The 23,499-nt window shown below is 37.7% G+C and carries 22 protein-coding genes; 6 read left to right on the plus strand and 16 right to left on the minus strand.

The annotated features are described in order from the left end of the window. Positions 1 to 96: 96 nt before the first annotated feature. Positions 97 to 507 (plus strand): hypothetical protein, encoded by a 411-nt coding sequence (locus tag MLC52_RS06785; RefSeq protein WP_230973317.1) that lies wholly within the window; start codon positions 97 to 99, stop codon positions 505 to 507. Here the strand turns inward: MLC52_RS06785 and MLC52_RS06790 are convergent. The 3 genes from MLC52_RS06790 to MLC52_RS06800 are packed head-to-tail and all read right to left on the minus strand — an operon-like array spanning position 504 to position 5,021. Further along, the gene (locus MLC52_RS06790; RefSeq protein ID WP_434579724.1) at positions 504 to 1,424 is read right to left on the minus strand and encodes a manganese-dependent inorganic pyrophosphatase; all 921 of its coding nucleotides are present in this window, start codon (positions 1,422 to 1,424) and stop codon (positions 504 to 506) included. The two genes, MLC52_RS06785 and MLC52_RS06790, sit on opposite strands and share 4 nt — an antisense overlap. 29 nt (positions 1,425 to 1,453) lie before the next feature. Next, positions 1,454 to 4,282 carry an excinuclease ABC subunit UvrA gene (uvrA, locus tag MLC52_RS06795; RefSeq protein ID WP_434579726.1) on the minus strand — a complete coding sequence of 943 codons (2,829 nt, stop codon included), beginning with the start codon at positions 4,280 to 4,282 and terminating at the stop codon, positions 1,454 to 1,456. A gap of 7 nt (positions 4,283 to 4,289) precedes the next feature. After that, the gene (locus MLC52_RS06800; RefSeq protein ID WP_151900202.1) at positions 4,290 to 5,021 is read right to left on the minus strand and encodes a sulfite exporter TauE/SafE family protein; all 732 of its coding nucleotides are present in this window, start codon (positions 5,019 to 5,021) and stop codon (positions 4,290 to 4,292) included. A 105-nt stretch (positions 5,022 to 5,126) separates the two neighbouring features. On the opposite strand from MLC52_RS06800, the gene MLC52_RS06805 reads away from it, so the two are divergent. Genes MLC52_RS06805 through MLC52_RS06815 form a run of 3 tightly spaced genes read left to right on the plus strand, consistent with a single transcriptional unit; the run spans position 5,127 to position 6,758 of the window. Then, positions 5,127 to 5,552 carry a chemotaxis protein CheX gene (locus tag MLC52_RS06805; RefSeq protein ID WP_346388824.1) on the plus strand — a complete coding sequence of 142 codons (426 nt, stop codon included), beginning with the start codon at positions 5,127 to 5,129 and terminating at the stop codon, positions 5,550 to 5,552. Beyond that, the gene (gene fliN, locus MLC52_RS06810) at positions 5,545 to 5,859 is read left to right on the plus strand and encodes a flagellar motor switch protein FliN (protein ID WP_151900200.1); all 315 of its coding nucleotides are present in this window, start codon (positions 5,545 to 5,547) and stop codon (positions 5,857 to 5,859) included. Before MLC52_RS06805 ends, fliN begins: the two co-directional genes overlap by 8 nt. Next, on the plus strand, positions 5,856 to 6,758 hold the full coding sequence (locus MLC52_RS06815) for a hypothetical protein (protein WP_434579729.1): 903 nt from the start codon (positions 5,856 to 5,858) through the stop codon (positions 6,756 to 6,758). The genes fliN and MLC52_RS06815 overlap by 4 nt, the downstream gene beginning before the upstream one ends. A gap of 4 nt (positions 6,759 to 6,762) precedes the next feature. On the opposite strand, the gene MLC52_RS06820 is transcribed toward MLC52_RS06815, so the two are convergent. From MLC52_RS06820 to gltB, 9 genes are all read right to left on the minus strand, one after another. Then, positions 6,763 to 7,917 (minus strand): hypothetical protein, encoded by a 1,155-nt coding sequence (locus MLC52_RS06820; RefSeq protein WP_434579730.1) that lies wholly within the window; start codon positions 7,915 to 7,917, stop codon positions 6,763 to 6,765. Beyond that, positions 7,917 to 8,873 (minus strand): tRNA dihydrouridine synthase DusB, encoded by a 957-nt coding sequence (dusB, locus tag MLC52_RS06825; RefSeq protein WP_434579732.1) that lies wholly within the window; start codon positions 8,871 to 8,873, stop codon positions 7,917 to 7,919. The genes MLC52_RS06820 and dusB overlap by 1 nt, the downstream gene beginning before the upstream one ends. A 2-nt stretch (positions 8,874 to 8,875) precedes the next feature. After that, positions 8,876 to 9,895: a hypothetical protein gene (locus MLC52_RS06830; RefSeq protein ID WP_151900196.1), complete on the minus strand. Its 1,020-nt coding sequence runs from the start codon at positions 9,893 to 9,895 to the stop codon at positions 8,876 to 8,878. An 11-nt stretch (positions 9,896 to 9,906) separates the two neighbouring features. Continuing rightward, positions 9,907 to 10,257, minus strand: coding sequence for an RNA polymerase-binding protein DksA (gene dksA, locus MLC52_RS06835; protein ID WP_151900195.1), 351 nt, complete (start codon positions 10,255 to 10,257; stop codon positions 9,907 to 9,909). Positions 10,258 to 10,270: 13 nt separating this feature from the next. After that, positions 10,271 to 10,729 carry a 23S rRNA (pseudouridine(1915)-N(3))-methyltransferase RlmH gene (locus MLC52_RS06840; RefSeq protein ID WP_151900194.1) on the minus strand — a complete coding sequence of 153 codons (459 nt, stop codon included), beginning with the start codon at positions 10,727 to 10,729 and terminating at the stop codon, positions 10,271 to 10,273. Then, positions 10,726 to 11,289, minus strand: a complete 564-nt coding sequence (locus MLC52_RS06845) for a thiamine phosphate synthase (protein ID WP_434579734.1) — start codon at positions 11,287 to 11,289, stop codon at positions 10,726 to 10,728. Before MLC52_RS06845 ends, MLC52_RS06840 begins: the two co-directional genes overlap by 4 nt. 1 nt (position 11,290) lies before the next feature. Continuing rightward, on the minus strand, positions 11,291 to 12,136 hold the full coding sequence (gene accD / locus MLC52_RS06850) for an acetyl-CoA carboxylase, carboxyltransferase subunit beta (RefSeq protein ID WP_151900192.1): 846 nt from the start codon (positions 12,134 to 12,136) through the stop codon (positions 11,291 to 11,293). A gap of 130 nt (positions 12,137 to 12,266) precedes the next feature. Beyond that, complete coding sequence (locus tag MLC52_RS06855) at positions 12,267 to 13,652, minus strand: glutamate synthase subunit beta (RefSeq protein ID WP_151900191.1); 1,386 nt, start codon at positions 13,650 to 13,652, stop codon at positions 12,267 to 12,269. Position 13,653: 1 nt separating this feature from the next. After that, complete coding sequence (gene gltB, locus MLC52_RS06860) at positions 13,654 to 18,093, minus strand: glutamate synthase large subunit (protein WP_151901508.1); 4,440 nt, start codon at positions 18,091 to 18,093, stop codon at positions 13,654 to 13,656. Between the two features lie 178 nt (positions 18,094 to 18,271). Between gltB and recO the strand changes: the two genes are divergently transcribed. After that, the gene (gene recO / locus MLC52_RS06865; protein WP_151900190.1) at positions 18,272 to 18,889 is read left to right on the plus strand and encodes a recombination protein RecO; all 618 of its coding nucleotides are present in this window, start codon (positions 18,272 to 18,274) and stop codon (positions 18,887 to 18,889) included. Here the strand turns inward: recO and MLC52_RS06870 are convergent. Beyond that, complete coding sequence (locus MLC52_RS06870; RefSeq protein WP_434579737.1) at positions 18,884 to 19,486, minus strand: 3-methyladenine DNA glycosylase; 603 nt, start codon at positions 19,484 to 19,486, stop codon at positions 18,884 to 18,886. The two genes, recO and MLC52_RS06870, sit on opposite strands and share 6 nt — an antisense overlap. Before the next feature lie 34 nt (positions 19,487 to 19,520). Next, a complete protein-coding gene (locus tag MLC52_RS06875) occupies positions 19,521 to 20,075 on the minus strand; it encodes a class I SAM-dependent methyltransferase (protein WP_151900188.1) in 555 nt (184 codons plus the stop codon). A gap of 130 nt (positions 20,076 to 20,205) precedes the next feature. Here MLC52_RS06875 and MLC52_RS06880 point away from each other — a divergent pair, with 130 nt between their 5' ends. After that, positions 20,206 to 21,162, plus strand: coding sequence for a hypothetical protein (locus tag MLC52_RS06880; RefSeq protein ID WP_434579738.1), 957 nt, complete (start codon positions 20,206 to 20,208; stop codon positions 21,160 to 21,162). Positions 21,163 to 21,166: 4 nt separating this feature from the next. Here the strand turns inward: MLC52_RS06880 and nspC are convergent, their stop codons facing one another. Continuing rightward, positions 21,167 to 22,306 (minus strand): carboxynorspermidine decarboxylase, encoded by a 1,140-nt coding sequence (nspC, locus tag MLC52_RS06885; RefSeq protein ID WP_434579740.1) that lies wholly within the window; start codon positions 22,304 to 22,306, stop codon positions 21,167 to 21,169. A 4-nt stretch (positions 22,307 to 22,310) separates the two neighbouring features. Further along, positions 22,311 to 23,492, minus strand: a complete 1,182-nt coding sequence (locus tag MLC52_RS06890) for a saccharopine dehydrogenase family protein (RefSeq protein ID WP_151900183.1) — start codon at positions 23,490 to 23,492, stop codon at positions 22,311 to 22,313. Between the last annotated feature and the right edge of the window lie 7 nt (positions 23,493 to 23,499).

The following is a 23,499-nucleotide window of genomic DNA, read 5'->3' on the forward strand; positions in this document are numbered from 1 at the left end:
CAAAAGGAAAATATCATAGAAAATTTTAAAAAGGTTCTGCACAAAGATGAATCGGTTTTGGTACGGGCAGAAATATCAAAAACGTTTTATTTGCCTATGATAAAACTCTATGCCCTGGGATCTCTTCTGCTGTTTATAGGATATGAGTACGAAATAGGTGTGATTGGTATTGTTTTAATGATTCGCACTTTTTTTGTCCATCTGGATGAAATAAAAGAAAAAAAATCCTACAACTGTCTGCTCACACAAAAAAGGCTTATTATTCTCAAGGGCCGGGTACAAAAAGAGATTTTTCCGATTAACCTTGAAGAGATCAGAACTATCTATATTAAGCCTTTCAGTAAAAGATTTGGCAAAATAATTGATGTTGGAACACTGGAAGTAATCACGACATCCGGCGGCAGGTATGTTATAAGCAATATAAAACAGCCCTACCTCTATCACCGCGCCATCATCGGTGATATTGTCAGTGCGACGCACTATTCAAACAAGTCTAAAAAGAGTTAAAACTGAGGCTGCACAAAAGGCACTACCTGCTTTTTACGGCTCAGTACGCCATCGAGCCATGCTTTATGGTCTTGGAGTTTAATGTCAAATGCTTTTTCTATTTTTGACTCATCATCACTCACAACCAAAAGTTTTGAACCCTCTTTCATGATGTCTGTCAAAAGAATCAAAACAGTATGCAGTCCGCCCTCTTCTTTCATCTTTTTCATATCTTCAAGCAGTTCCTCTTCACGAGGCTCCAAGACTGAAATATCGACCATTTCAAGCTGCCCGATACCGACTTTTGTGCCGTTCATATTAAACTCTTTATAATCCCGTGTATTTAAATCACGGGCACTTGCACCGTCAACAGCAGATTTTACTACAAACATCTCCATTGCAAGTTTTTTATAGTCTGTTACTCCGGCAATCGCTGCTAGTTCTTTGACCGCTTTGGTATCGACTTTGGTACATGTAGGAGATTTAAATATAACCGTATCGCTTAAAATTGCCATCATCATTAAACCTGCAATCTCTTTTGGCACTTCCACACCGTAACATCTGTACATTTCATAAATTACCGTGTTAGAACACCCAATCGGTCGAATCCATGCTTCAAGAGGCGTATCCGTAGTCAAATCACCCAGTTTATGATGATCTGCAATACCTATTATAGTTGCTTCATCAATATCGTCCTGAAAATGTGCTTTGTCGGTAGAATCAACTATAAAAACTCTCTCACCTGCCACTGATGTTTTGAGCATTGGCAGAGTACCGCCGAATTTATCTAAAATAAATTCAGTTTCTGCGGTAATCTCACCCTGACGGGCAGGAATATATTCTTCCTTTTCAACTTGGTTTTTTAAATAAGATAATGAGATAGCACCAACAATAGAGTCACTATCGGGATTTTTATGTCCAAAAACATATACTGACATTTTAAGCCTTTATTTTTTTGCGAATTATACTATATTTTATGTAACTTTAACTCTTTTTCAAGATATTCACCGGTGTAAGAGCCTGTTTTTTTATGGTTCTTTGCCAACACTTCCGGGGAACCTTCCGCTATTATGAGTCCCCCGCCGCTGCCGCCTTCAGGACCCATATCTATAATATAATCGGCATTTTTTATCATATCAAGATTATGCTCAATGATGAGCATAGAGTTACCGAGTTCGACAAACTTATGCAGTACATTTGTCAATCTGTCAACGTCGGCAAAATGCAAACCTGTTGTCGGTTCATCCAGAATATAAAGCGTTTTTCCTGTATCTTTACGGCTGAGCTCTTTTGAGAGTTTGATTCTCTGCGCTTCTCCGCCTGAGAGCGTTACGGCATTTTGACCCAAAGTTATATAGCCAAGTCCTACATCTACAAGTGTTTTCATTTTTTGGTGTATCTTAGGAATAGGTTTAAAAAACTCAAATGCCTCATCCACGCTCATGGCAAGCACATCGGCGATGGTTTTGCCTTTGTAAAAAACTTCCAAAGTCTGCTGGTTATAGCGTTTCCCGCCACAGGCATCGCATTTGACCATAATGTCAGGCAAAAAGTGCATTTCTATCTTGTTTTCACCCTCTCCCTGACACTTTTCACACCGACCGCCTTTGACATTAAAAGAGAATCTTGATGCCGTATATCCGCGAATCTGACTCTCTTTTGTCTGAGCAAAAAGGTTGCGGATTTCATCCATAACACCGGTATAGGTTGCCGGATTACTCCTTGGAGTACGCCCTATCGGGCTTTGATCAAGATAAATAACCTTGTCTACATGTTCGAGTCCGTTTATTTCTACACCGGCAACTTTATTGACCTTACGTGCATGATTTAGCAACTCTCTTGCCGTCGGAAGAAGTGTCTGAAGCATCAGAGAACTTTTTCCGCTGCCGCTGACTCCTGTGATGCAGACAAAGTTGTTAAGCGGAATTTTCGCACTCAGGTTTTCAATATTGTTAATAGTGACATTTTTGATTTCTATCCATTTTTCCTGCGGACGTCTGTAAAAATACTCGATTTTTTTACGTCCGTAAAGGTAGTCAGCCGTAAGTGTTTTTGCTTTTTTCAATTTTTCCAGTGTTCCGCTGAAAACAACTTCTCCGCCGAATTTTCCCGCACCGCTTCCTATGTCTACTATAAAGTCTGCATTTTCTATGGTCTCTCTGTCATGCTCAACCACGATAACGGTGTTTCCTTTTTCCTGCAGGCTTCTGAGTGTTCGGATAAGTTTCAAGGTGTCTCTCTCATGAAGTCCAATACTAGGTTCATCAAGTACATACATAACACCTGTAAGTCCCGAACCGATTTGTGAGGCAATACGAATTCTTTGCGCTTCTCCGCCGCTTATGGTTCTGGCATCACGACCCAAAGTAATGTAGCCAAGTCCTACATCATAAAGAAAGAAAAGTCGTTCTTTGATTTCGTTTAAAATAGGCTCTGCTATCATTCTTGACTCTGTGTCGAAATAGGAAAAGTTCTCATCATTGGCAAAAAATTCATAGGTTTTGGCAATCGGCATTTCGAGAAGCTGTGCTATTTTTGTATCAGCCACTTTCACTGCCAAAGATTCGCGTTTGAGCCTGTGCCCGCCACAGACATCACAGACCTTTTCACTCATATAGTCTGCAAGTTCTTTTTCGTCTTTAAGCATATCATAGGCTATACGGATAATACCCGGGAATATTCTTTTTACTTTATGGTTTTTCCACAAAAACTCTACTTCATCTATATTGCCGTGTAAAATCGCTTTTTGCTGGTGCAATGGCAATTCAGAATACGGTACGGTAACGTCAATGTCATTATGTGCACAAAAACCCTTTAAAAAGGTAAAATAGTAACCTTTGTTAAAACCGTAAACAATTTTAACAGCACCTTTTTCAATACTCAGATCACTGTCAATAATCTTGTCAATATCAAGTGCATAACGTATGCCAAGACCGTCACATTCAGAACAGGCGCCTTTTGGAGAGTTAAAAGAGAAGCTCAAAGGTTCAAGCGGTTCAAAGCTTATTTTACAGTCAAAACAGGCGTTATGTTCCGAATAGTGAATATGCTGAGGGCAGCCGAGTTCTTCATAGTTGAGTATTTCCACTTCCAGTTCGCCGTAGCTTTCTTTGAGCGCTTTTTCCACATCTGATGCGATTCGTTCTTTGTTCTCTTCTTTGACAATCACTCTGTCAACAACTACTTTAATCGTATGCTTTTTTGTTTTTGAGAGTTCTATCTCTTCATCCAGACGTACCATAACACCGTCAATCTGAGCACGGACATAGCCTTTATGCACAAGTGACTCAATCAGGTCTGCGTAGGCACCTTTGTTCTCTCTTACAAGCGGTGCCATCAGGACAAGTTTTGCTCCCTCAGGCAGCTTTGCAACTTCGCCAATTATATCCGAAGCCGACATTTGAGAAATCTTTTTGCCGCATTTATGACAGTACTGAATACCGACACGGGCATACAGCAGTCGAAAATAATCATATATTTCCGTAATTGTTCCGACAGTTGAACGCGGATTTTTTGAGGTTGTTTTCTGATCTATGGCTATAGCAGGTGTGAGCCCCTCTATTTTGTCAACATCAGGCTTGCCTACACGGTCTAAAAACTGTCTTGCATACGAAGAGAGTGATTCCATGTAGCGGCGCTGACCCTCTGCATAGAGCGTATCAAAAGCCAGAGTAGACTTCCCGCTTCCACTGAGTCCAGTCATCACAATCAATTCATTTTTAGGAATTGTCAAATTGATATTTTTTAAATTGTTTTCGCGCGCGCCGGTGATTTTAATTACATCTTTTTTTTTCATTTATACCTCAAAAAATTCTATAGAGCAAATATATTACAATAATCAGATAAAGAACAGTTAAGAGTTTTTTTTGCAGAGATACATTTAAGATATGATGCTTTAAATGTATGCCTGCATACACACCTGCCAATGATGCCAACCCTATAATGATTCCACTTGTATAATCAACATGCCCATGCAGTGTATGCGATATCAACCCCGAAACAGATGAAAAAACAACAAAGAACAGTCCTGCTGATGTAGCTTTTTTCAAAGGTACATGTAAAAACCCAACAAGGATAGGGACAAGAATCAGACTCCCGCCTACCCCTATGGACATGCTTATTGCCCCTATGACAAAACCTGTGACAAAAAGCACTGCCTTGTTTACTTTCTTTTCGTGTTTATAGTCATGTGTTTTCATAAAAAGGCGAATAAGTGCAAATGCAGCAAATGCCAAAAAGACCATTTCCAAGGTCTGGTCACTGAAACTTGCCGTAATATTACCGCTTAAAAGGGCACCGGTAAAACCGCCAAGTCCAATAATAACAACCATCAGGACATCAAGTGTTCCTTTTTTATTATTCAGATAGCTGCCGTAAACAGAGCTGAAAACCATCTGAATAACCGAAATGCCTATGGCAATTTTTGTTTCATACCCAAGCAATAGCAGCAGTGGCACCAGAATTGTTCCACCGCCTATTCCAAAAAGCCCGGACAGCAAACCGACAAAAGTACCAAGCAAGATTAATTCAATCATTATTATCCATAACTTTTTTGGAATTATACCCCAATATAAATAATAGTTTAATTTTACTTTGTGTTTCATTCAAGTATAATCTATGAATTATAAGAAAGGTAGATAATGCTAGAGAGCTTAAAAGAAGCAGCAGAAAACTTTTGCATACATCAAATCGGCGCTTCATGCGAAATAAAAGATGCCCCGACAAACAAGAGAACACTTATTGCTTACATAGATGTACAAACTCAAGACCAGAAACGCTACAGAGTTTATATAGCTTCTGACAATGATTTTATGCAGAAAGTTTCAAAACTGTTTTTAGAAGAAGAAAAAAGTGATGAAGAGACGCTCAAAGAGATGACACTTGAAACTGCCAATCTTATTATAGGAAGCGCCAAAGTCATTGCTGAAGAACTTGGAATCTCATATACAATGGGAACGCCTCATTTTGCAAAAGTCGGAGAATTTGACTTTAGCTTTGATGAGCGAAAAGTCGTTCATATAGACAATGCCGAACTCATTATTGCCATTAAGGAATTAGATGCCTGATACAAAAAAATTTGACCTGCAAGAAGAACTTTCATGGATGGACTACTCCGGTATTTTAGACATGGAAGTTGAATTTATTGCTGATCTGGGAGAGACCGAGTTGAGTGTTGCAGAAGTTTTAAAGCTTGAAAAAGGATCTATTATCGATTTAAAAAAACCGGCAGGAGAGAGTGTTGAGTCTTATGTCAACGGACGTATTATAGGAAAAGGAGAAGTGATGGTTTACGAAAAAAACCTCGCTATCCGTATCAATGAAGTGCTGGATTCAAGTGCTGTACTCTACTACCTGTCAAAAGAGAGATTATGATTAAAATTTTATTACTTTTTATCCTGCCGTTTTCCCTGTATGCTTCAAAAATTTTAAGCTATAATATTTATGAAAGAACTGACAGAGCCGATGTCATGATTACTTTTGACACACCTTACACCGGGCAGATAAAGCAGAGTATCAGTAAATCAAAAATCATCATAAAACTTGAAGATGCCACGATAGAATCACCAAAAATAAAAAAAGTCTCTTCCCGGTATTTACACTCATTGACTATCACCCCTCTTAACAGTGAAACCCTGATTGTTGCTTCTATATCTCCATCAACAAAACTTATTGCCTCAAAAACATCTGACGGCTATGGATTGAGATTGCGCTTTACAAACAAAACAGCTGTAAAATCATCAACTTTTAAAAAAGCACCATCCTCTTCTGTAAATTCACTCAGTGCACTGCCGACAAAAAAAGATGATACAATGTCTTCAAGTTATTATATTGTGGTTGCGATTTTAATCCTTGGAATTCTTATACTTTTATATATCAAGAAAAAAATGAAACCTCTCCCTGCTAATACGGAAACATCAAATAACAACTGGCTCTTTAAAGACACAAAAAAATCCCCTTTACAAAATGACAACACTGACATGACAGAACAAAATGTCAGTATACGGTTTCAAAAAGCCATAGATGAGAAGAACAGTGTTGTTATGCTTGACTTTGGCAATCAAAGCTACCTGGTTCTGATGGGTAACGGCAATATACTTCTGGACAAATTTACAGATAACAAGCCGGCATCCCAAAAGGAGTTTGATGAGATTTTACAAAGCAGACATGAAGATTTAGAAAAATTTTTAGGTAAATCGCAAACATCACAAAAGCAGGAACCTCTTCAGGCATACAAAGAAAGAGCTGCAAACATAGCCTATGAAATGCAGTAAAAAACTAGTTTGCGTTTGGTTTTTGACTCTCTCTTTTAAAACGTTCTTTCAGTAGTTTTTTAATTGTATTGACTTGAGATATACTTAACAAATAGCTCTCATTCATCAATTTATTGATATGAAACACTTCTGTTACAGTAATTCCGTAAGGATCTTTTTTTTCTTTCACAACTTTCCCGTCATTAAAACTGTACAGATAAAGATTCTTACGGGTTGTCTGTATGTAGTACGTCACTACAATCTCATCAGAATGTTTCTTTTCCAATGCAACAACTACCCGTTGTTCTTGCGAATATTCACCCTCTTTTAACTGCAGTATGTTTTTCATATCTTTTACAGTCAAAAAACCGACATAAAATTTATTGTATAAATCATGATATCTTTGTACTTTTTCAGTCATCAAGAAATTCATATCTATGACATATTTTTTATTTGCACGTATTGTTTTGGTAATCCAGCTCATGGTATTATAATACCTGAACGGATGAAGTTTCAGCATGTGTGCTTCTATCATTTTCTTGGAATTTATTTTGTCTTTTGGCAAAAGTTTTTGTTTGTCGAGTTTTGTAATATATTCTAAAACTTCTGCAGCCGAGAACTCTTTTGTAAACCATACTTTACAGTATGACGGAAACTGCTTGGCACCTGTGGCACCTTCATTTAAGATAATTAATGATTTGATTGTGTAGTTTGGAAAGATAATTTCCAAAAGTGCTTTTTTCTTTCTCAGTCTGCGACGCAATTTCAATACAGACTTTACCAGTGTCATTTCAACAAAATAGAGTTCATTGTTTTTTGTCAAAAACATTGCATCAAATTCACTGATTTCACGGCTTTTTGTTCTGTAGACAATCTGTTCTTTCTCGCTGATGGAAAGAGTATTTGCATAGGCTTTACATTTTCCCTGATGAAAACCCTTGAGTACAAATTTTGTTATATAGTCATTCTCCTGGGCGTAACGCAAAAGCTTCTCATAAATAAAATTTTCATACACTTCCCCTTCAAAGGAACGGTAGGAACTCAAATAGGAAGGATCATCCAGTTCAATGCCTTTTTTAATTAAAGAGAGTAAATGTTTTGTATTATAAACATAATGGAGTAGATTATCCGCTATGTCTTCTTTTTCTAAATTTTTAATTGCCGGAGAAATTTCTAACATCAGACTGTCATCTCACTGTTTTTAAAGAAGTCATCTATGACTGAACGGTATGTTGCTATATCATCAATTGAGTTTACTTCATTTCTCAAAACTGATGCACCTCGATAGCCTTTTGAATAGGTATGGGTATGCTTTCTAAACATTGCAACACCATGCTGTCCGTAAAACTCTATCATTTTGTCAAAATGTTCCATAATAATTTCATGTTTAAGACTCTGTTCGATAGATTCTGTACCAGTTTTAAGCTGATGAAATATCCACGGAGCCCCTACTGCACCGCGACCTATCATAACCCCGTCAGCACCAGTATGCTCAAGCACCCATTTGGCTTTTTCATAAGAATCTATATCTCCGTTGGCAATCACCGGGATATCTACAGCCTCTTTTATCTCTCTTATTGCATCATAATCAACAGCTGCTTTAAACTTGCCGGTTCGTGTTCTTCCATGCACTGCAATAAAATCTGCACCGCTGTCCTGCACAACTTTTGCAATATCTACGTGATTTTTCTTTTCAAAGCCCAATCTTATTTTAACACTGGTCATATTTTTATTGGAAGTATTTTTAATAGTTTTTATTATATCTCCCATCAGAGGAAGGTCCAAAAGGAGAGAACTGCCACTGCCGTGACCCACAACTTTGGGTACAGGACAACCACAGTTCAGATCAATAATGTCAATTCCATCCTGTTCGTTTAGTATTTCAACCGCACGACGTACAATATCAACATCAGCACCTGCAATTTGTACAGAATACGGATCTTCCAAAGAAGATTTTTCCAGCATATGCAGTGTTTTTTGTGAACCGTGAGCCAGAGCATTTGAACTCAACATTTCACTGACAGTCAAATCTGCTCCAAATTTTTTCACCACACTTCTAAAAGGAAGATCCGTAAAACCCGCCAATGGGGCTAATACATATAATGGCTTGTCAAAGGAGAGTTTTGTTTTTTTCATTATTACAGAAACATATCTATACTAAAGTTTTGTCCACACTCTTTAAGCGCACGATAGGCTTTAAAGTTCTGATACTCATCAGGCTGAGAATTGTCAAGAATAGCATTGGCCGGTGCTATCATTTCAAGGTCATAAAGCGTATAGAGATACGCATCCACAGCATCTTCATCTTCTTCAGACAATATTTCAAAAAGTTTTATTCTCTGTTCCGGAATCATACCGCCTTTAGATAGAATCGAAGAAATTTCAATATAGTCTTTCTTGCTGAGATCAAGTTTTTTAAATAAATCTATAAGTACTTCATTGCTGATTTTCAAAATATTTTCATCAGCATTAATTCTTGAAAGGATTACATGTAAAGCCTCTTTTGTTAAAAAGGATTTATATTTTTCAATACCGCTCAATGGTGCGGTTTTGACATAATCCACATAAACCTCTTTACATATACTGTCATCATATTTGGTACAGTTTGCCAGAATATTTTCTGCACTTATCTGACCTTTTTTGTATCTGTTTCTTTCGTTTTGTATCACAAGTTCATTGTCAGACGGTAAATTGTACGGTTTAAGATCCACAACTTCACCGTTTTTGACATCTTGAATAATACGCAGTACTTTTTCAATTTTTTCGTTATTTATTTTTCCTATAATCTCTCCGACCGGGTGCATCTCACTATTTTGCAAAAGTGTTCCCAATAGAGTATATCTATCGGTTTTAAATGTATAGTTTCTCTCTTTTTTTCCCAGGTAGGCATCAATAACAGCATTAATAAGTTTTTCATAATCTTTTTCATATTTACGTAATCGAAAATTACCGATAATTGAATAGAATGTCATATGTGCCACGCTTGCAAGGTATAGGATAAATATCGGTATGATTACCCATAAAGCAATAGAGAGTGACGGCATAGGAATGCCAAACAGATCTATACTCATGCTTTCCTGTGTTACATATGCATAAACATACCAACCGACAAGTCCCATCCAAACCAATGCAGCTACTGTGTACCTTTTAATATACATTCTCCAATCCTTTATTTAGATTTCTCTACTATTTCTCTACAGTCAATGCAGTATGCAGCATGCGGTTTTACTTTCAGTCTTTGAAATCCTATTTCATCTTCACACATTTCACAAACACCATAACCACCGTTTTTAATTTTAGAGAGTATTTTTTCAATCTCATCCAATTCCTGCTTTTGCTGCTCTATTATAGCACCTTCTACCATAGAATTGTTATTTGCCGAAGCATGATCGCCTTCATCATTTAAATCTAACGAACTCAGTTCACTTAGTTCTGTTCGGACACCCTGAATGTTTTTCTCTATCTGTTCTTTTCGACTCAGTAGTAACTCTTTAAAATATTTTAACTCACTTGCTTGCACTTATATTTCCCTTTTATTTATGATATGGATGATTGCTCAGTATAGCAAAACCTCTATAGATCTGTTCCAATAAAACCGCCTTGGCAATTTTATGACTCATTGTTATTTTGCCTAAACTGACAACAGCATTGCTTTGGTCTAAAAAATCTTTTTCAAAACCATATGCTCCGCCTATAAAAAATTTTACGGACATTTTATCATTTAGAAGCTTACTAAATTCAAAACTGTCTACTAGTTTTCCATCTGGATGCAAAGTTATACAGAAATCTTTCCCAATATAAGCTTCTAAAGCTTTGGTATATGCTTTTTGAGCGGCCTGTGGGGAAATTGTGTGTGCTTTTGTTACATCTTTTGAAAAAATCTCCGTATCTTTTACAGTTGCAAACCTTGATATCATTTTTGTCAACTCTTTATACAGCGGATCGTAAAGTGTTTTTTCTCTTTTTGCTATAGAGACGATTTCTATATTCATTGGAGTAAGCCGCTCCCGATTACATTGTATGTTACATGTTCAAATGAATCATTAAATTTCACACCGCCTATAGCAGCGACATGGTGTCTGGATTTTGAGGCAATGGTATCCAGGGTATCTCCAAGAAGGCTTGATACATCTTTTTTTGTATCAGTATTTCTGTATGCGCCAAGTCCGATATAGTTTAAATCCATTGCATTTGCCTGCAAAACTTCTTCTTCATTATGCGTTGAAATACCTAAAATTTTGTCTTCATTTATAACACTTCGTAAAATTTTGACTGCCTTGAATACATCTGTATCTATAGCTTTAAGATCTTCCTGCCCTACATGCACACCATCGCAGAATTCAACAAGCTCATAGGCATCATTCACTATCAAAAAACCGTCATAAAGTTTTCTGATTTTTATCAATTGTGCTTTAATAAAAGCGATGTCTGCATTTTTATTTCGATATTGTATAATTTCAGCATTCTTCTTTTTTGCAATACCTATAAAGGATTCTAAAGAAATTCCTTTTTTATCAAGCATGTCCTGATCACATAACGCATAGAGTCTCATATCAGTCTTTTTTCAGTAAAGTCAGCATATCAGAGAGGGTTTTTTTCAACTTGTTTCGATTGACAATCATATCAATGGAACCGTGTTCTAGTAAAAATTCAGCTCTTTGAAATCCCTCAGGCAATTCTGAACCAATAGTCTGCTCAATAACTCTCTGTCCTGCAAAACCGATCAACGCTCCCGGTTCAGCTATAATAATGTCACCAAGGTTGGCAAAAGAGGCACTCACCCCACCCATCGTCGGGTCCGTAAGCACAGAGATAAAAGGCAGTTTGTGATTGGAAAGTTTTGCCAGTGCCGCCGAAGTTTTACTCATCTGCAGCAGTGAAAAGGTTGATTCCTGCATTCTTGCACCACCTGAGGCACTGAGTATGATCAAACCCTGCTTTTTCTCAATAGCTCTCTCAGCCGCGCGAACAATTTTTTCACCCTCAACTGAGCCCAAAGAACCGCCCATAAAAGCAAAATCAAAAATGACAAGCTGTACATCAACCCCGTTCATTTTACATTCACCGCTTACTACTGATGATTTTCTTCCTGTTTTTGCATAGGCTTCTTCAAGACGTTTTTTATAAGGTTTTTTGTCAACAAACTTCAACGGATCCACAGGTTCCAATGAAGCATCATACTCTACAAATGTTCCCTCGTCTGCAAGCATGTTGAGTCTCTCTTTTACACCTATACGGATATGATACCCACATTTTGGACATACATAGTTTTGGTTCTCAACTTCTTTGTAGTACATAAGAGAGTGACATGATTTGCATTTAATCCAATGAGATCCTGCTTCGGCTTTTTCCGGTTGTTTATTGTCAAATGTTTTTGTAAAAAGGTTTAGTAAATTCAAAAAAAATCCTTAAATTATATAAATAGACTCTATTATAGCAAATTAATGTTGATTTTAAAGAATTTTTGAAAATATTTTTTTCAGAAGAAAGGCAGATTTACTCATCAAAAACAAGTAAATCTGCTTGAATTTATTGCAACAAAGAGTCTATAATGCTTCTTGCTGCCTCACGACCGTCAAAAGCCGCAGTTACAACTAAGTCGGCACCACGAAAACAATCGCCTCCGGCATATATACCGGGTGTTGTTGTTTCGTATGTCTCTTCATTCACAATAATCCCACCCCATGAATTTGTCTCTATGCCGTTTTCAGCTAAAAACGACGGCACAACAGGATCAAATCCAAGTGACATTATAACCACATCTGCATTCACTCTGAATTGTGAACCTTTTACCTCTTCCATGCGTTGGCGGCCTGAAGCATCTTTGGCACCCAGAGTTGTTTTTACAACTTCTACCGCTACTGCACGTCCTTCCTCATTTAATATAATCTCTTTGGGTGCTACAAGAAATGTAAAATCAACACCCTCTTCCATCGCATTTTTATATTCTTTTTTACTGCCCGGCATGTTTTTTTCATCTCTGCGATACAAACATGTAACAGATTTTGCACCTTCCCGTTTTGCAGTTCTTAAACAATCCATCGCCGTATCACCTCCACCGATGACCACAACATTTAAATCTTTAAAATCAAATTTTTTATCATACGGCTGTTTAAAATTCTTTCTTTGTATGTTTGTAAGATAATCCATTGCCTTGTAAACATTTGGTGCATTTTCACCTGCGATACCCGCACTTTTTGCTTTTGTTGCACCAACGCCTATAAACATTGCATCATGTTCGTTTGCAATAGTTTCAAACTCTATATCGCGTCCCACTTCACTGTTGAGCACAAGTGTCAATCCGGCCTCTTCCAAAAGTTTCACACGTCTCTCAACTACTTTTTTATCGAGTTTGAAATTTGGAATACCGTATGTCAAAAGACCGCCTGCACGGTCACTTTTTTCATACATGGTTACAGCAATGCCTGAACGCAAAAGATAGGTAGCAGCAGAGAGTCCTGCTGGACCGCTTCCGATAACAGCCACTTTTTTATCTGTTGTTATTCCAGGAAAATCCGGTGTATATCCTGCTTTAAATCCTGCTTCAGTAATGTGTGTTTCAACAGAACCGATGGTAATCGCCCCGTGCCCGTCATTTAATGTACAATCCCCTTCACAGAGTCTGTCATGCGGGCATACTCTTCCCATGACTTCAGGGAAAGGAGAAGGTTCATTGGAGAGTTTAAAAGCAAATTCCAAATCTTTTTCGGCAATAGATTTGAGCCATTGAGGAATATAATTGTGCAAAGGACATTTGTTTAAACAAAACGGATCGCCGCACTGAATACATCTGTCACTCTGTGTTGCTGCCTCATCTTTATCAAAGACTTCGTAAATTTCACCAAAATCTTTTGTTCTGTCAACAACCAGTCTTTTTGCCGGGTCAATTCTCTCAGTTTTTAGGTATTCGCGCATTTTAGTCTCCGTTCTCTAGATTAAGAGGTAATTTTGTTAAATTTTTAGGTTTTACCAGCCAGAAGTTTCGTACTTCCACTCTAAAGTTTTCCAGTAAATCTTCAGCTTTTTTGCTCTTTGTTTCTACTACATAATCTTTGAGCAGGCGTTTGAGGTAGTGTCGTGCCTCATCTCCCTCATCTGTGTCAATTCTTACAGCTTCCACAAGTTCACTGTTTACATTTTCAATAAAATCATGATCTTCATCATAGACAAAGCTCACGCCTCCTGTCATTCCTGCACCAAAATTAATACCGGTACGTCCCAAAATGACAACAACGCCGCCTGTCATATATTCACAGGCATTGTCTCCGGTCCCCTCAACAATAGCAAAGGCTCCGGAATTACGTACTGCAAAACGCTCTCCGACACTGCCTGAAATATAAAGTTTTCCGCCGGTAGCACCATAAAGACAGGTGTTACCGCCTGCTGAAAATTCTTCGCCTTCATTTTTGGAAGTAATAATGATTTTTCCTCCGTGCATACCTTTGCCTATATAATCATTTGCAACGCCGTCAAGATAAATCGAAACACCCGGAATTAAAAACGCACCAAGTGCCTGTCCGGCTACACCGCTGAGATTCATTTTGATTGTATCCGGCTTCAGTCCTTCATCCCCGTAGTATTTCGCAATTTCTCCGGATATCAAAGCACCAAAACTTCTGTGGATATTTTGGATTTCTCTTTTGATGCGTATCGGGTATTCAGGATGTTTAATCGCATTCATCGCCTCTTTGAGAACATCTTTTTCAAATTTGTTATCATCAAAAGGCGGATTAAACGGCTGTTGATGCGTATTGACACCCTCTTCTCTGTGCAGGATTGCCGAGAAATCAAATTTCTTGGCAAATTCATCGTCTTTGACACTCAGCAGGTCCACACGGCCTATCATTTCCTCCATGGTTCTGTACCCAAGTTCTGCCATAATGGCTCTGATATCTTCGGCCAAATATGTAAAATAATTGATTACCTGATCAACATGTCCTTTAAAGAACTCTTCACGAAGTTTTTCGTTTTGTGTTGCAATACCTACAGAACATTTATTAACATGACAAATACGAAGCATTTTACAGCCTACAATAGTCAAAACACCTGTACCGAAAGCAAAAGACTCCGCACCCAGCAAAGCAGCTTTGACAACATCAAGTCCTGTTTTTAGCCCACCGTCTGTCTGTAATTCTACAAGTCCACGCAGATTATTTGCCTTGAGTGCATTATGTGCTTCAGACAATCCGAGTTCCCAAGGATTCCCTGCAAACTTAATGGATGTAAGCGGAGCGGCACCGGTACCACCGTCTCCTCCTGAAATAATAATTTTATCAGCATAGGCTTTTGCCACACCCGCAGCAATGGTGCCTACTCCGACAGTAGATACAAGCTTGACAGCGATTCTTGCCGCAGGATTGACCTGCTTCAAATCAAAAATCAACTGTGCCAAATCTTCAATAGAATAAATATCATGGTGCGGCGGCGGTGATATGAGTGTCACGCCGGGAACAGTATGACGAAGCTTTCCGATAAGGGCAGTCACTTTATGCCCCGGAAGCTGTCCGCCTTCACCCGGTTTTGCACCCTGTGCAACTTTAATCTGAATCTCCTCTGCACTTCTCAGATACGCCGGAGTAACACCAAAACGGCCTGAGGCGACCTGTTTGATTTTGGAAACTCTCTCTGTGTTGTATCTTGCTTTGTCCTCTCCGCCTTCTCCTGAGTTTGACTGTGCTCCGATTCTGTTCATTGCAATGGCAATTGTTTCATGGGCTTCAGGAGAAATGGAACCGAGACTCATAGCAGCGGATGCAAAACGTTTGAAAATCGCTTCTTTCGGTTCAACTTCTGATATATCAATCGGTTTTCTGTCTGATTTCAAGTCAAAGAAATCACGAATAAATTTCAATCCGCGCTTGTTCACAAGGTTTTTCAACGTATCAAAATTTTCCTGTGTAGGGTGTTTTGAAACAGCATGAATTGCATGAATGACAGCAGGACCGAAATCATGATGTTCCTGATTTGTATAAAACTTATAGTAGCCACCGATATTCAAAGGAAATATTTTGTTAAAACCGTTTGTTTTAAAAGCATCTTTATGGGCTTTTTGCAGTCTTTCGTCTATATCTTCATAGGTGAGTCCGCTGAGCGTACAGTGCGATGTTGCAAAACACTCTTTTACTATGGTTTTATCCAGTCCCATTACATCAAAAAGACCGGAATTTCTGTAAGAGGCAATTGTTGCAATTCCCATTTTGGACATAATTTTCAAGAGTCCGCTGTTGAGTGCAGTGTGTACAGATTTATAGGCTTCAGAAAATGTCATATTTAACGCTTTTGATTTTTCAAGCTGGTTTGCCACTGTTGCGAACAATACATAAGGATGGATTGCCGAAGCACCATATCCAAGGAGTACTGCAGCACTGTGCGAATCAATGACTTCTCCCGTTGTAGCGATAATAGAAACCAAATGACGAATCTTTTCGTTCAGTAAAGCAAAGTTCAAACGGCCTATGGCCATTGCCATCGGAATAACTTTGTTGTCCTTGTCAAATCCGCTGTCATCCAAAATGACAATGCGTGTTCCTTCATTTTTAACCGATGCTATGACTTTTTGAACCAATGCTTCCAAAGAGGCTTTCAAATCGCTTATATAGGTGGTTGAAAATGTGGCATTTTTATAAAATTCCTGATATCTTGGAGAGGAATCATTGCCAAAAGACTTGAGCACTTCCAACTTTTCAGTCGTTATTATCGGAGAAATAGACTTCAGCCTGTGCGCATGTGACGGAATTTCATCCAGAATATTATGCACTTCACCAAAACCGGTATTTAAGCTCATTACAACTTTTTCACGAATAGGATCAATTGGCGGATTGGTAACCTGTGCAAATTTTTGCTTGAAAAAATCAGTAAAATTACGCTGTTTTTTAGAAAAAGCTGCAAGAGGTGTGTCATCACCCATAGAACCCACGGCTTCTTTTGCCTCTTTTACCATTGGTTCGATTACCTGTTCAATAACTTCCTGCGTAACATTAAAATATCTTTGTTTGGCAATCAAATCTGCCTCATCAACTTCTCTGCATACAACATACTGCTCTTCCACATGTTCCTGCAAATAAATCATATGTTCATTCAGCCACTTCATATACGGATTGGAACCTTTTAAATAATCATCAATTTCCTGACTCTTCAGAAGCTTGCCAAATTTCAGATCAAGTCCTATCATTTCCCCTGACTGCAGACGTCCACGCTCTTTGATCTCTTCTTCGGGAATATCTACAACACCGTACTCGGAAGCTATCAGAAGGTTGTCATCTTTTGTTACGATGTATTTTGATGGACGCAAACCGTTTCTGTCAAGTACACAGCCTATATATCGTCCGTCTGTTACTGAAAATGCAGCCGGACCGTCCCATGCTTCAAATACAGTTGAATGATATTCATAAAAAGCTCGTAATTCAGGATCCATATGCGGTGCGTTCTGCCATGCCGGAGGAATCACTGCACGGACAGCTTTGAAAAAGTCCATACCGTTTACAATTAAAAATTCAAAAAAGTTATCGGCTGAAGCACTGTCAGAAGCACCGGGCTGCAGGATAGGAAGCAGTCTTTTAATTTCTTCGTCGCTGAATACTTCGCTTTTTATTGATTCAGATTTTATAGCCACATTAATGCGGTTGGCTTCAACAGAGTTGATTTCTCCATTATGCGCTACAGCACGAAACGGCTGTGCAAGACGCCATTCAGGGAGTGTATTTGTTGAAAATCTTTGATGAAAAAGTGAAAAAGAGATTTTAAAATTTTCATTCTGCAGATCTTTGTAAAATTCTTTGATATGCGTAGGCATAACAAGCCCTTTATACGATAGCACTTTAGAACTCATAGATGCTATATAGAAATCTCTTTCAGAAATCATTTCATGTTCTGCTTCTTTGCGTGAAAGATATAAAAGTGCATCAAATCTGTTTGTGGCCATGATTGAATTAGGAACAATGAAAAGCTGTACGATGTGAGGCAGTGAAGCCAGTGCCTGATCTCCTAGAGCATTGGTGTCAATTGGAACATCACGGTGTAAAACCACTTTTAAATCATTGTTGTTACAAATAGATTCCAGTGTCTGCAAATGCTTTTTTTCTTTGGTAAAAACTACAGCTACTGCAAACTGAGACGGTAATTCTATACCTTTTTCTTTTGCTTCATTTTTAAGAAAATCAGTCGGCATGGAAAGCAGTAAACCGCTTCCGTCCCCCGTTTTTCCATCTGCAGCAACAGCACCACGGTGCATCATGCGTTCAAGCGCAGTCACTGCATCATTGAGCACTTTGTGTGAAGGTTTGTTTTTGATGTTGGCGACAAGACCAAAACCGCAATTATCCTTAAATGATCTTAATAAATCATGATGTTCAACCATTTCAACTCCCAAATTTGTAAATTTTATATGCAAAACATATAAATTTAATCTCTTTTTAAAGAAACTTAGTCTATTTAGACAAAGCATGTAAATTATACTTTCTTTTGGTTTAAATAAGCATAATAAGTGTAAAATATTTTAAAAAAAATTAAAAAGTGTGTATATAGGAAGCAATTAGGTGCAAGGTTTTATCATTAATTTAAATCGCGTCAAAGACGAAGATTTAATAGTAAATATTTTATCTCAAAACAGCTTAGATACCCTTTACAGATTCTACGGTGCACGTCACGGTGTAATAAATATAGGTTTTAAAATTGATTATGAAGTCGAAAACTCGGCAAAATCCACTATATCAAGACTTAAAGATGTTATACACATTGGATACAGCTGGATAAATGATTATAATCTTTTGCGATTATGGCAGGATTTTTTAGGGCTTTTCTATAAGCACTTGAAAGACTCTGAAGATATTGGTTCTTTTTATTTTGATTTAATTGAGGAAGCTTCACAAAACTGGAACAGACAAAACCCCAAACGCGTAGCTATTGAAGCCTATACCAAACTTTTGGAGCATGAAGGACGGCTGCATAAAGATATGCACTGCTTTTTATGTTCCAAAAAAATTGATGGGGATGTCTCGCTCTTGCGTGCATATCTTCCAACGCATGAACAGTGTTCGCATACGCTGGCAATCAACAAAAAAGGACTAAAAGAACTCTTTGAAAACAAATCTTCTCTTTTTTTAGGCAACCAGGAAGTAAATCGGCTCTGGAATGTTCTGCTTGAAGGTTTATAATTTATATATTTTGTTGTATTCTACTATCATGCCATGATATCGGGCATATATAAGGTTTAAATCTTTACATGTAAAGGCCTCTTTTATGCCTGATTCCAAAAATTCTTTATACTGCATATAATTTTTAAACTCTATGTCAAAACTCTTTAACAGCCTTTTTGTATAACTGTCTACAACCATCTCATCTCTAAAACAGGCATAACAGAGAATAGCGTCCGCACTCTCCTGCCCGATGCCTTTTTGCAGCAAAAGCCACTCTCTGCTTACCTCTTTTTGAAAAGATTCAAAATCACCAAATTCATTTTGAATGTTTTTTGCAAGCTGTAAAAGCCTTGGTGCTTTTTGGTTATAGAATCCGCTTGGACGAATCTTCTCTTTTAAGACGTCTGCATCCAAAGCGGCAAAACTGTTCAAATCCAAAAACATGTCTAAATTCTTTAAAGACTTTTCAACATTTTTCCATGTTGTGTTTTGCGTCAATACAGCACCTGCAACAACTTCAAAGGTTCCCGCATTGGGCCACCACAATTTCGGCGAATACTGCAACAGGTTTTTTGCTTCTAAAAATTCATATATCTGCAGAGAATTTGTGTACATGTAAACCTTTATCTAAATGGGTACTTCTAAAAACCTAACATCTCTTTCTTGCCACAAGAGAGGCTACACGGGTATCTTCGCCTCGCAGATTCACTTCGTCTTTTTCTTCATAGTAGATAATATCAAGGCCGATAAAAGCATGCAGCAATTCATTTGTACGCAAAAGGTATTCAGGGTTTGCCGGCTGATTAAAATCACCGTGTGCCACAATAAAAGTTTCAAAAATCAACAGGCCGTTTGGCTTGAGAGCTTCTTTTATCTGCGGCAACAACCTTCTGCTCAAATAGTTAATATTGATAATGAGATCGTACGTATTTTTCTCTAAATTATAACTGTCCAGGTCAGCTTCTATTTTATTTATTTTCTCATCATCTTTTATCTGAGAAAGTGCATAATCACTAAAATCCACAGCATCAACTTCAAAACCTTTTTCTGCTAAAAAGTGCGTATTTCTGCCAATTCCGCAGGCAATATCCAAGGCTCTGTCTCCTGCTGCACAATCTATATACTTTTCAACTATCGGTTCTACATTTTTTCGCATCGGCTTCTCTACATGGCGAATATTCCAACGTTCTTTATCTTCTATCATTCTCAACCTTTCTTATCTTAAGAGTTTCGGAGTTACTCAGCATAAACTTTATATGCTATTATATTGAAATTTTTTTGTATACACCTTGAACCGATAAAACAAACATACATTATTTTCAGGAAGCTTTAGTATGAAATTTTTTTTATTTTTATTTGTTTTCTTACTTTGTGTGCTCCGTGCCAAATCCACAGATACAAATTCATCGTATCTTGATACTGCGCATAAAATAATTTCTGACAAAGTCACAGGCTATTCAGACACCCTTGATCAGACGATCAGCAAACTGTTTACAGGAAAAAAAGCACAAAATAGCTATGATGATTTTTTTAAAAATGAAAAATATTTCAATGAAACAGAAAAATCATTTGTCAGTGTAAATCTAAATACACAATTTCAGTCAAAATACAAAGAAAAAAGTACCCTGAACATAAATGCCAACATTGCCCTCAAAAGAACAAATCAGAAGCTTAATCTTTTTATCTCAGGCATCAATGAAAAGAAAAACATAATAGACAAAAATGCTGCCACAGAACTTGGTCTCAACTATTTCAGATCAGACAGTTACGAGATCCAAAGCAGGTATTCCATTGGAATCAGAGGCTTTTATCCGTTTGTCAGAGCACGATATTATAAAGTTTTTATTGCAAAAAACTGGAAAATCGAACCAATGCAGATTTTTGAGTATTCGAGTAAAGAGAGTTTTACAGAAAGAACTTTCATCTATTTCGACAATACACTTACAGACAGATCACTGTTAAGGCTCACCTTACACAGAGAAACAAAAACAAAGGTAAAGGGAATGGACTATGATATCTCGGCACAATACTATTGGAACTTTAACAAAAAAAACATCCTAAGTATATCTGAAATATTTTCCGGTAATACAGAATATACAACAGAACAGTCTTCTAAAAAGTACAGCGGTATAAATAATTATGCTACAGTTTTGACTTTTAGAAAAAACATATGGAAAAAATGGTTTTTTTATCAGATCAGTCCCTCTGTAAACTTTCACAAGGAAAACAGTTACAAAGCAAATTATGCAATTGCATTTTTAATAAATCTTTATTTTGGCGATTTTGACTAAAAGTTCATGAAAGTCTGTTTTTGTAATCTTCATATCCAAACTCTTTTACAAGTTCAATTGTTCCGTTTTTGCGCTTTATCGCCAAAGAAGGAAGTTTCACACCGTTAAAAGTGGTATTTTTGACAAAAGTATAATGAATTTGATCTTCAAATATAACAGTGTCTCCTACATGTAAAGGTGTATCAAAAGAGTAATCCCCCATGATGTCACCTGCAAGACAGGTGTTTCCGCCTAAACGGTAGGTATATTTTTTTTCATTTGCCATGCCTGCATTTCTTACTTGGGCACGATACGGCATTGCCAGTGTATCAGGCATATGTGCTTCTGCAGAGGTGTCAAGAATGGCAATATTCATACCGTTTTGAAAAACATCCAAAACAGTGGACTGCAGATATCCTGTTTCCCAACCGACGGCCTCTCCGGGTTCCAAATAGACATCAATATTATATTTTTTACGAAATTCTTTGATTAACCAAACAAGTTTCTCTATATCATAGCCTTTTTTGGTTATGTGATGTCCTCCGCCAAAATTAATATATTGCAAATTTTTCAAATATCTTCCGAATTTATCTTCAAAAGCCGCTAAAACCTGTTCAAGCGCATCTGCATTTTGCTCACAAAGCGCATGAAAATTGAGTCCGTCTATCTTTTCAAGCAGTTTTTCATCAAAATTCTGCAGAGTTGTTCCCAGTCTGCTGTACAAACCGCAGGGGTTGTATATATCGACTGGAGAAGAAGAGACTTCAGGGTTTATTCTCAGAGAAACATGAATATTTTTATTGATTTCTTTGACTTTCCAAATATATTTTTCCAATTGATTTGGGGAATTAAAGACTATATGATCAGATATTTTGGCTATTTCTTCAATCTCATCATCTTTATATGCCGGAGAATAAGTATGCACTTCTGCATCCGGGTTGTATTTGCAAAATTCTTCACGGGCAAGTTTTGCCTCATACAGACCACTGGCTGTACAGCCTTTTAAATATTTTGCCACCAGTTCAAAAGTGCTCCACATTGCAAAGCCCTTGAGTGCCAAAATAATTTTGGCACCGCTTTGTTCTTGCACATACGCTAAAGTTTGCAGATTCTTTTCTAAAAGGGTTTCCTCGCATATATAACACGGTGTTTTAATTGGATTCATTTGTTTAGTCTAGTTCTTGAATCTTCCAAGGCAATCCCTGTTTATTGAGCTCTTCCATAAACGGATCAGGATCAAACTCTTCCATATTATGCACCCCTGTTTTGTACCAGACTTTTTCAAGCATTAACTTTGCACCTATCATCGCAGGAACTCCCGTCGTATAAGAGACAGCCTGAGAGTTCACCTCTTTATAGCATGCTTCATGATCACTTACCTGATAAATATAGATTTTTTTCTTTTTGCCGTCTTTTATGCCCTCTGCCACAATACCGATATTTGTTTTTCCTTTTGTACGGGGACCAAGAGAAGCCGGATCAGGGAGCAGTGTTTTTAAAAACTCTATCGGAACAATTTGTTGCCCCTGATGCTCAATCGGCTCAATTCCCAGCATGCCTACATTTTCAAGACACTTCATATGCGTAAGATAACTCTCGCCAAAGGTCATAAAAAACCGAATACGCTTAAGCCCTTTTATATGCTTGACAAGGGATTCCATCTCTTCATGATAAAGCAAATAAGAATCTTTAGGTCCGATTTCAGGATAATCCCAGACCATTTTTATCTCCATCGGCTCTGTTTCTATCCATTTGCCGTTTTCCCAGTATCGCCCGTTTGCAGAAACTTCACGAAGATTGATCTCAGGATTGAAGTTTGTTGCAAAAGGATAGCCGTGATCACCTGCATTGCAATCAAGAATATCAATAGTATGAATTTCGTCAAAATAGTGTTTTTGCGCATAGGCACAAAAAACATTTGTCACACCCGGGTCAAAACCGCTGCCAAGCAAACCCATAATACCTGCTTCTTTGAAGGCTTCGTCTTTTTCCCATTGCAGTTTATACTCAAATTTTGCCTCATCGGGATGTTCATAGTTTGCAGTGTCCAAATAATCTGTTTTTGTTGCAATACAGGCGTCCATAATTGTTAGGTCCTGGTAAGGGAGTGCCACATTGATAACAATATCCGCCTGCACTTTATTTATCAAATCTGCTATCTCCTGCGTATTGTCGGCATCAAGCGCATAGGTTTCTATATCTGCATCTGGCAGTTCTGATTTAATATCATCGCATTTTGATTTTGTTCTGCTTGCAAGTACTATTTTTCCAAATACCTCTGCATTCTGTACACATTTATGCACAACTACACGGCTTACGCCGCCCGCACCTATTATTAACGTTGTATTCATTATAATT

The organism is Sulfurimonas sp. NW15, assembly GCF_051132285.1.
GTDB lineage: Bacteria > Campylobacterota > Campylobacteria > Campylobacterales > Sulfurimonadaceae > Sulfurimonas > Sulfurimonas hydrogeniphila.

What these genes read in the sequence shown, in the direction of transcription:
- MLC52_RS06785 (WP_230973317.1), top strand. Translation starts at nt 97, where the DNA reads ATGATAAAACTCTATGCCCTGGGATCTCTTCTGCTGTTTATAGGATAT.
- MLC52_RS06790 (WP_434579724.1), bottom strand. Translation starts at nt 1,424, where the DNA reads ATGTCAGTATATGTTTTTGGACATAAAAATCCCGATAGTGACTCTATT.
- uvrA (WP_434579726.1), bottom strand. Translation starts at nt 4,282, where the DNA reads ATGAAAAAAAAAGATGTAATTAAAATCACCGGCGCGCGCGAAAACAAT.
- MLC52_RS06800 (WP_151900202.1), bottom strand. Translation starts at nt 5,021, where the DNA reads ATGATTGAATTAATCTTGCTTGGTACTTTTGTCGGTTTGCTGTCCGGG.
- MLC52_RS06805 (WP_346388824.1), top strand. Translation starts at nt 5,127, where the DNA reads ATGCTAGAGAGCTTAAAAGAAGCAGCAGAAAACTTTTGCATACATCAA.
- fliN (WP_151900200.1), top strand. Translation starts at nt 5,545, where the DNA reads ATGCCTGATACAAAAAAATTTGACCTGCAAGAAGAACTTTCATGGATG.
- MLC52_RS06815 (WP_434579729.1), top strand. Translation starts at nt 5,856, where the DNA reads ATGATTAAAATTTTATTACTTTTTATCCTGCCGTTTTCCCTGTATGCT.
- MLC52_RS06820 (WP_434579730.1), bottom strand. Translation starts at nt 7,917, where the DNA reads ATGTTAGAAATTTCTCCGGCAATTAAAAATTTAGAAAAAGAAGACATA.
- dusB (WP_434579732.1), bottom strand. Translation starts at nt 8,873, where the DNA reads ATGAAAAAAACAAAACTCTCCTTTGACAAGCCATTATATGTATTAGCC.
- MLC52_RS06830 (WP_151900196.1), bottom strand. Translation starts at nt 9,895, where the DNA reads ATGTATATTAAAAGGTACACAGTAGCTGCATTGGTTTGGATGGGACTT.
- MLC52_RS06840 (WP_151900194.1), bottom strand. Translation starts at nt 10,729, where the DNA reads ATGAATATAGAAATCGTCTCTATAGCAAAAAGAGAAAAAACACTTTAC.
- MLC52_RS06845 (WP_434579734.1), bottom strand. Translation starts at nt 11,289, where the DNA reads ATGAGACTCTATGCGTTATGTGATCAGGACATGCTTGATAAAAAAGGA.
- MLC52_RS06855 (WP_151900191.1), bottom strand. Translation starts at nt 13,652, where the DNA reads ATGCGCGAATACCTAAAAACTGAGAGAATTGACCCGGCAAAAAGACTG.
- gltB (WP_151901508.1), bottom strand. Translation starts at nt 18,093, where the DNA reads ATGGTTGAACATCATGATTTATTAAGATCATTTAAGGATAATTGCGGT.
- MLC52_RS06870 (WP_434579737.1), bottom strand. Translation starts at nt 19,486, where the DNA reads ATGTACACAAATTCTCTGCAGATATATGAATTTTTAGAAGCAAAAAAC.
- MLC52_RS06875 (WP_151900188.1), bottom strand. Translation starts at nt 20,075, where the DNA reads ATGATAGAAGATAAAGAACGTTGGAATATTCGCCATGTAGAGAAGCCG.
- MLC52_RS06880 (WP_434579738.1), top strand. Translation starts at nt 20,206, where the DNA reads ATGAAATTTTTTTTATTTTTATTTGTTTTCTTACTTTGTGTGCTCCGT.
- nspC (WP_434579740.1), bottom strand. Translation starts at nt 22,306, where the DNA reads ATGAATCCAATTAAAACACCGTGTTATATATGCGAGGAAACCCTTTTA.
- MLC52_RS06890 (WP_151900183.1), bottom strand. Translation starts at nt 23,492, where the DNA reads ATGAATACAACGTTAATAATAGGTGCGGGCGGCGTAAGCCGTGTAGTT.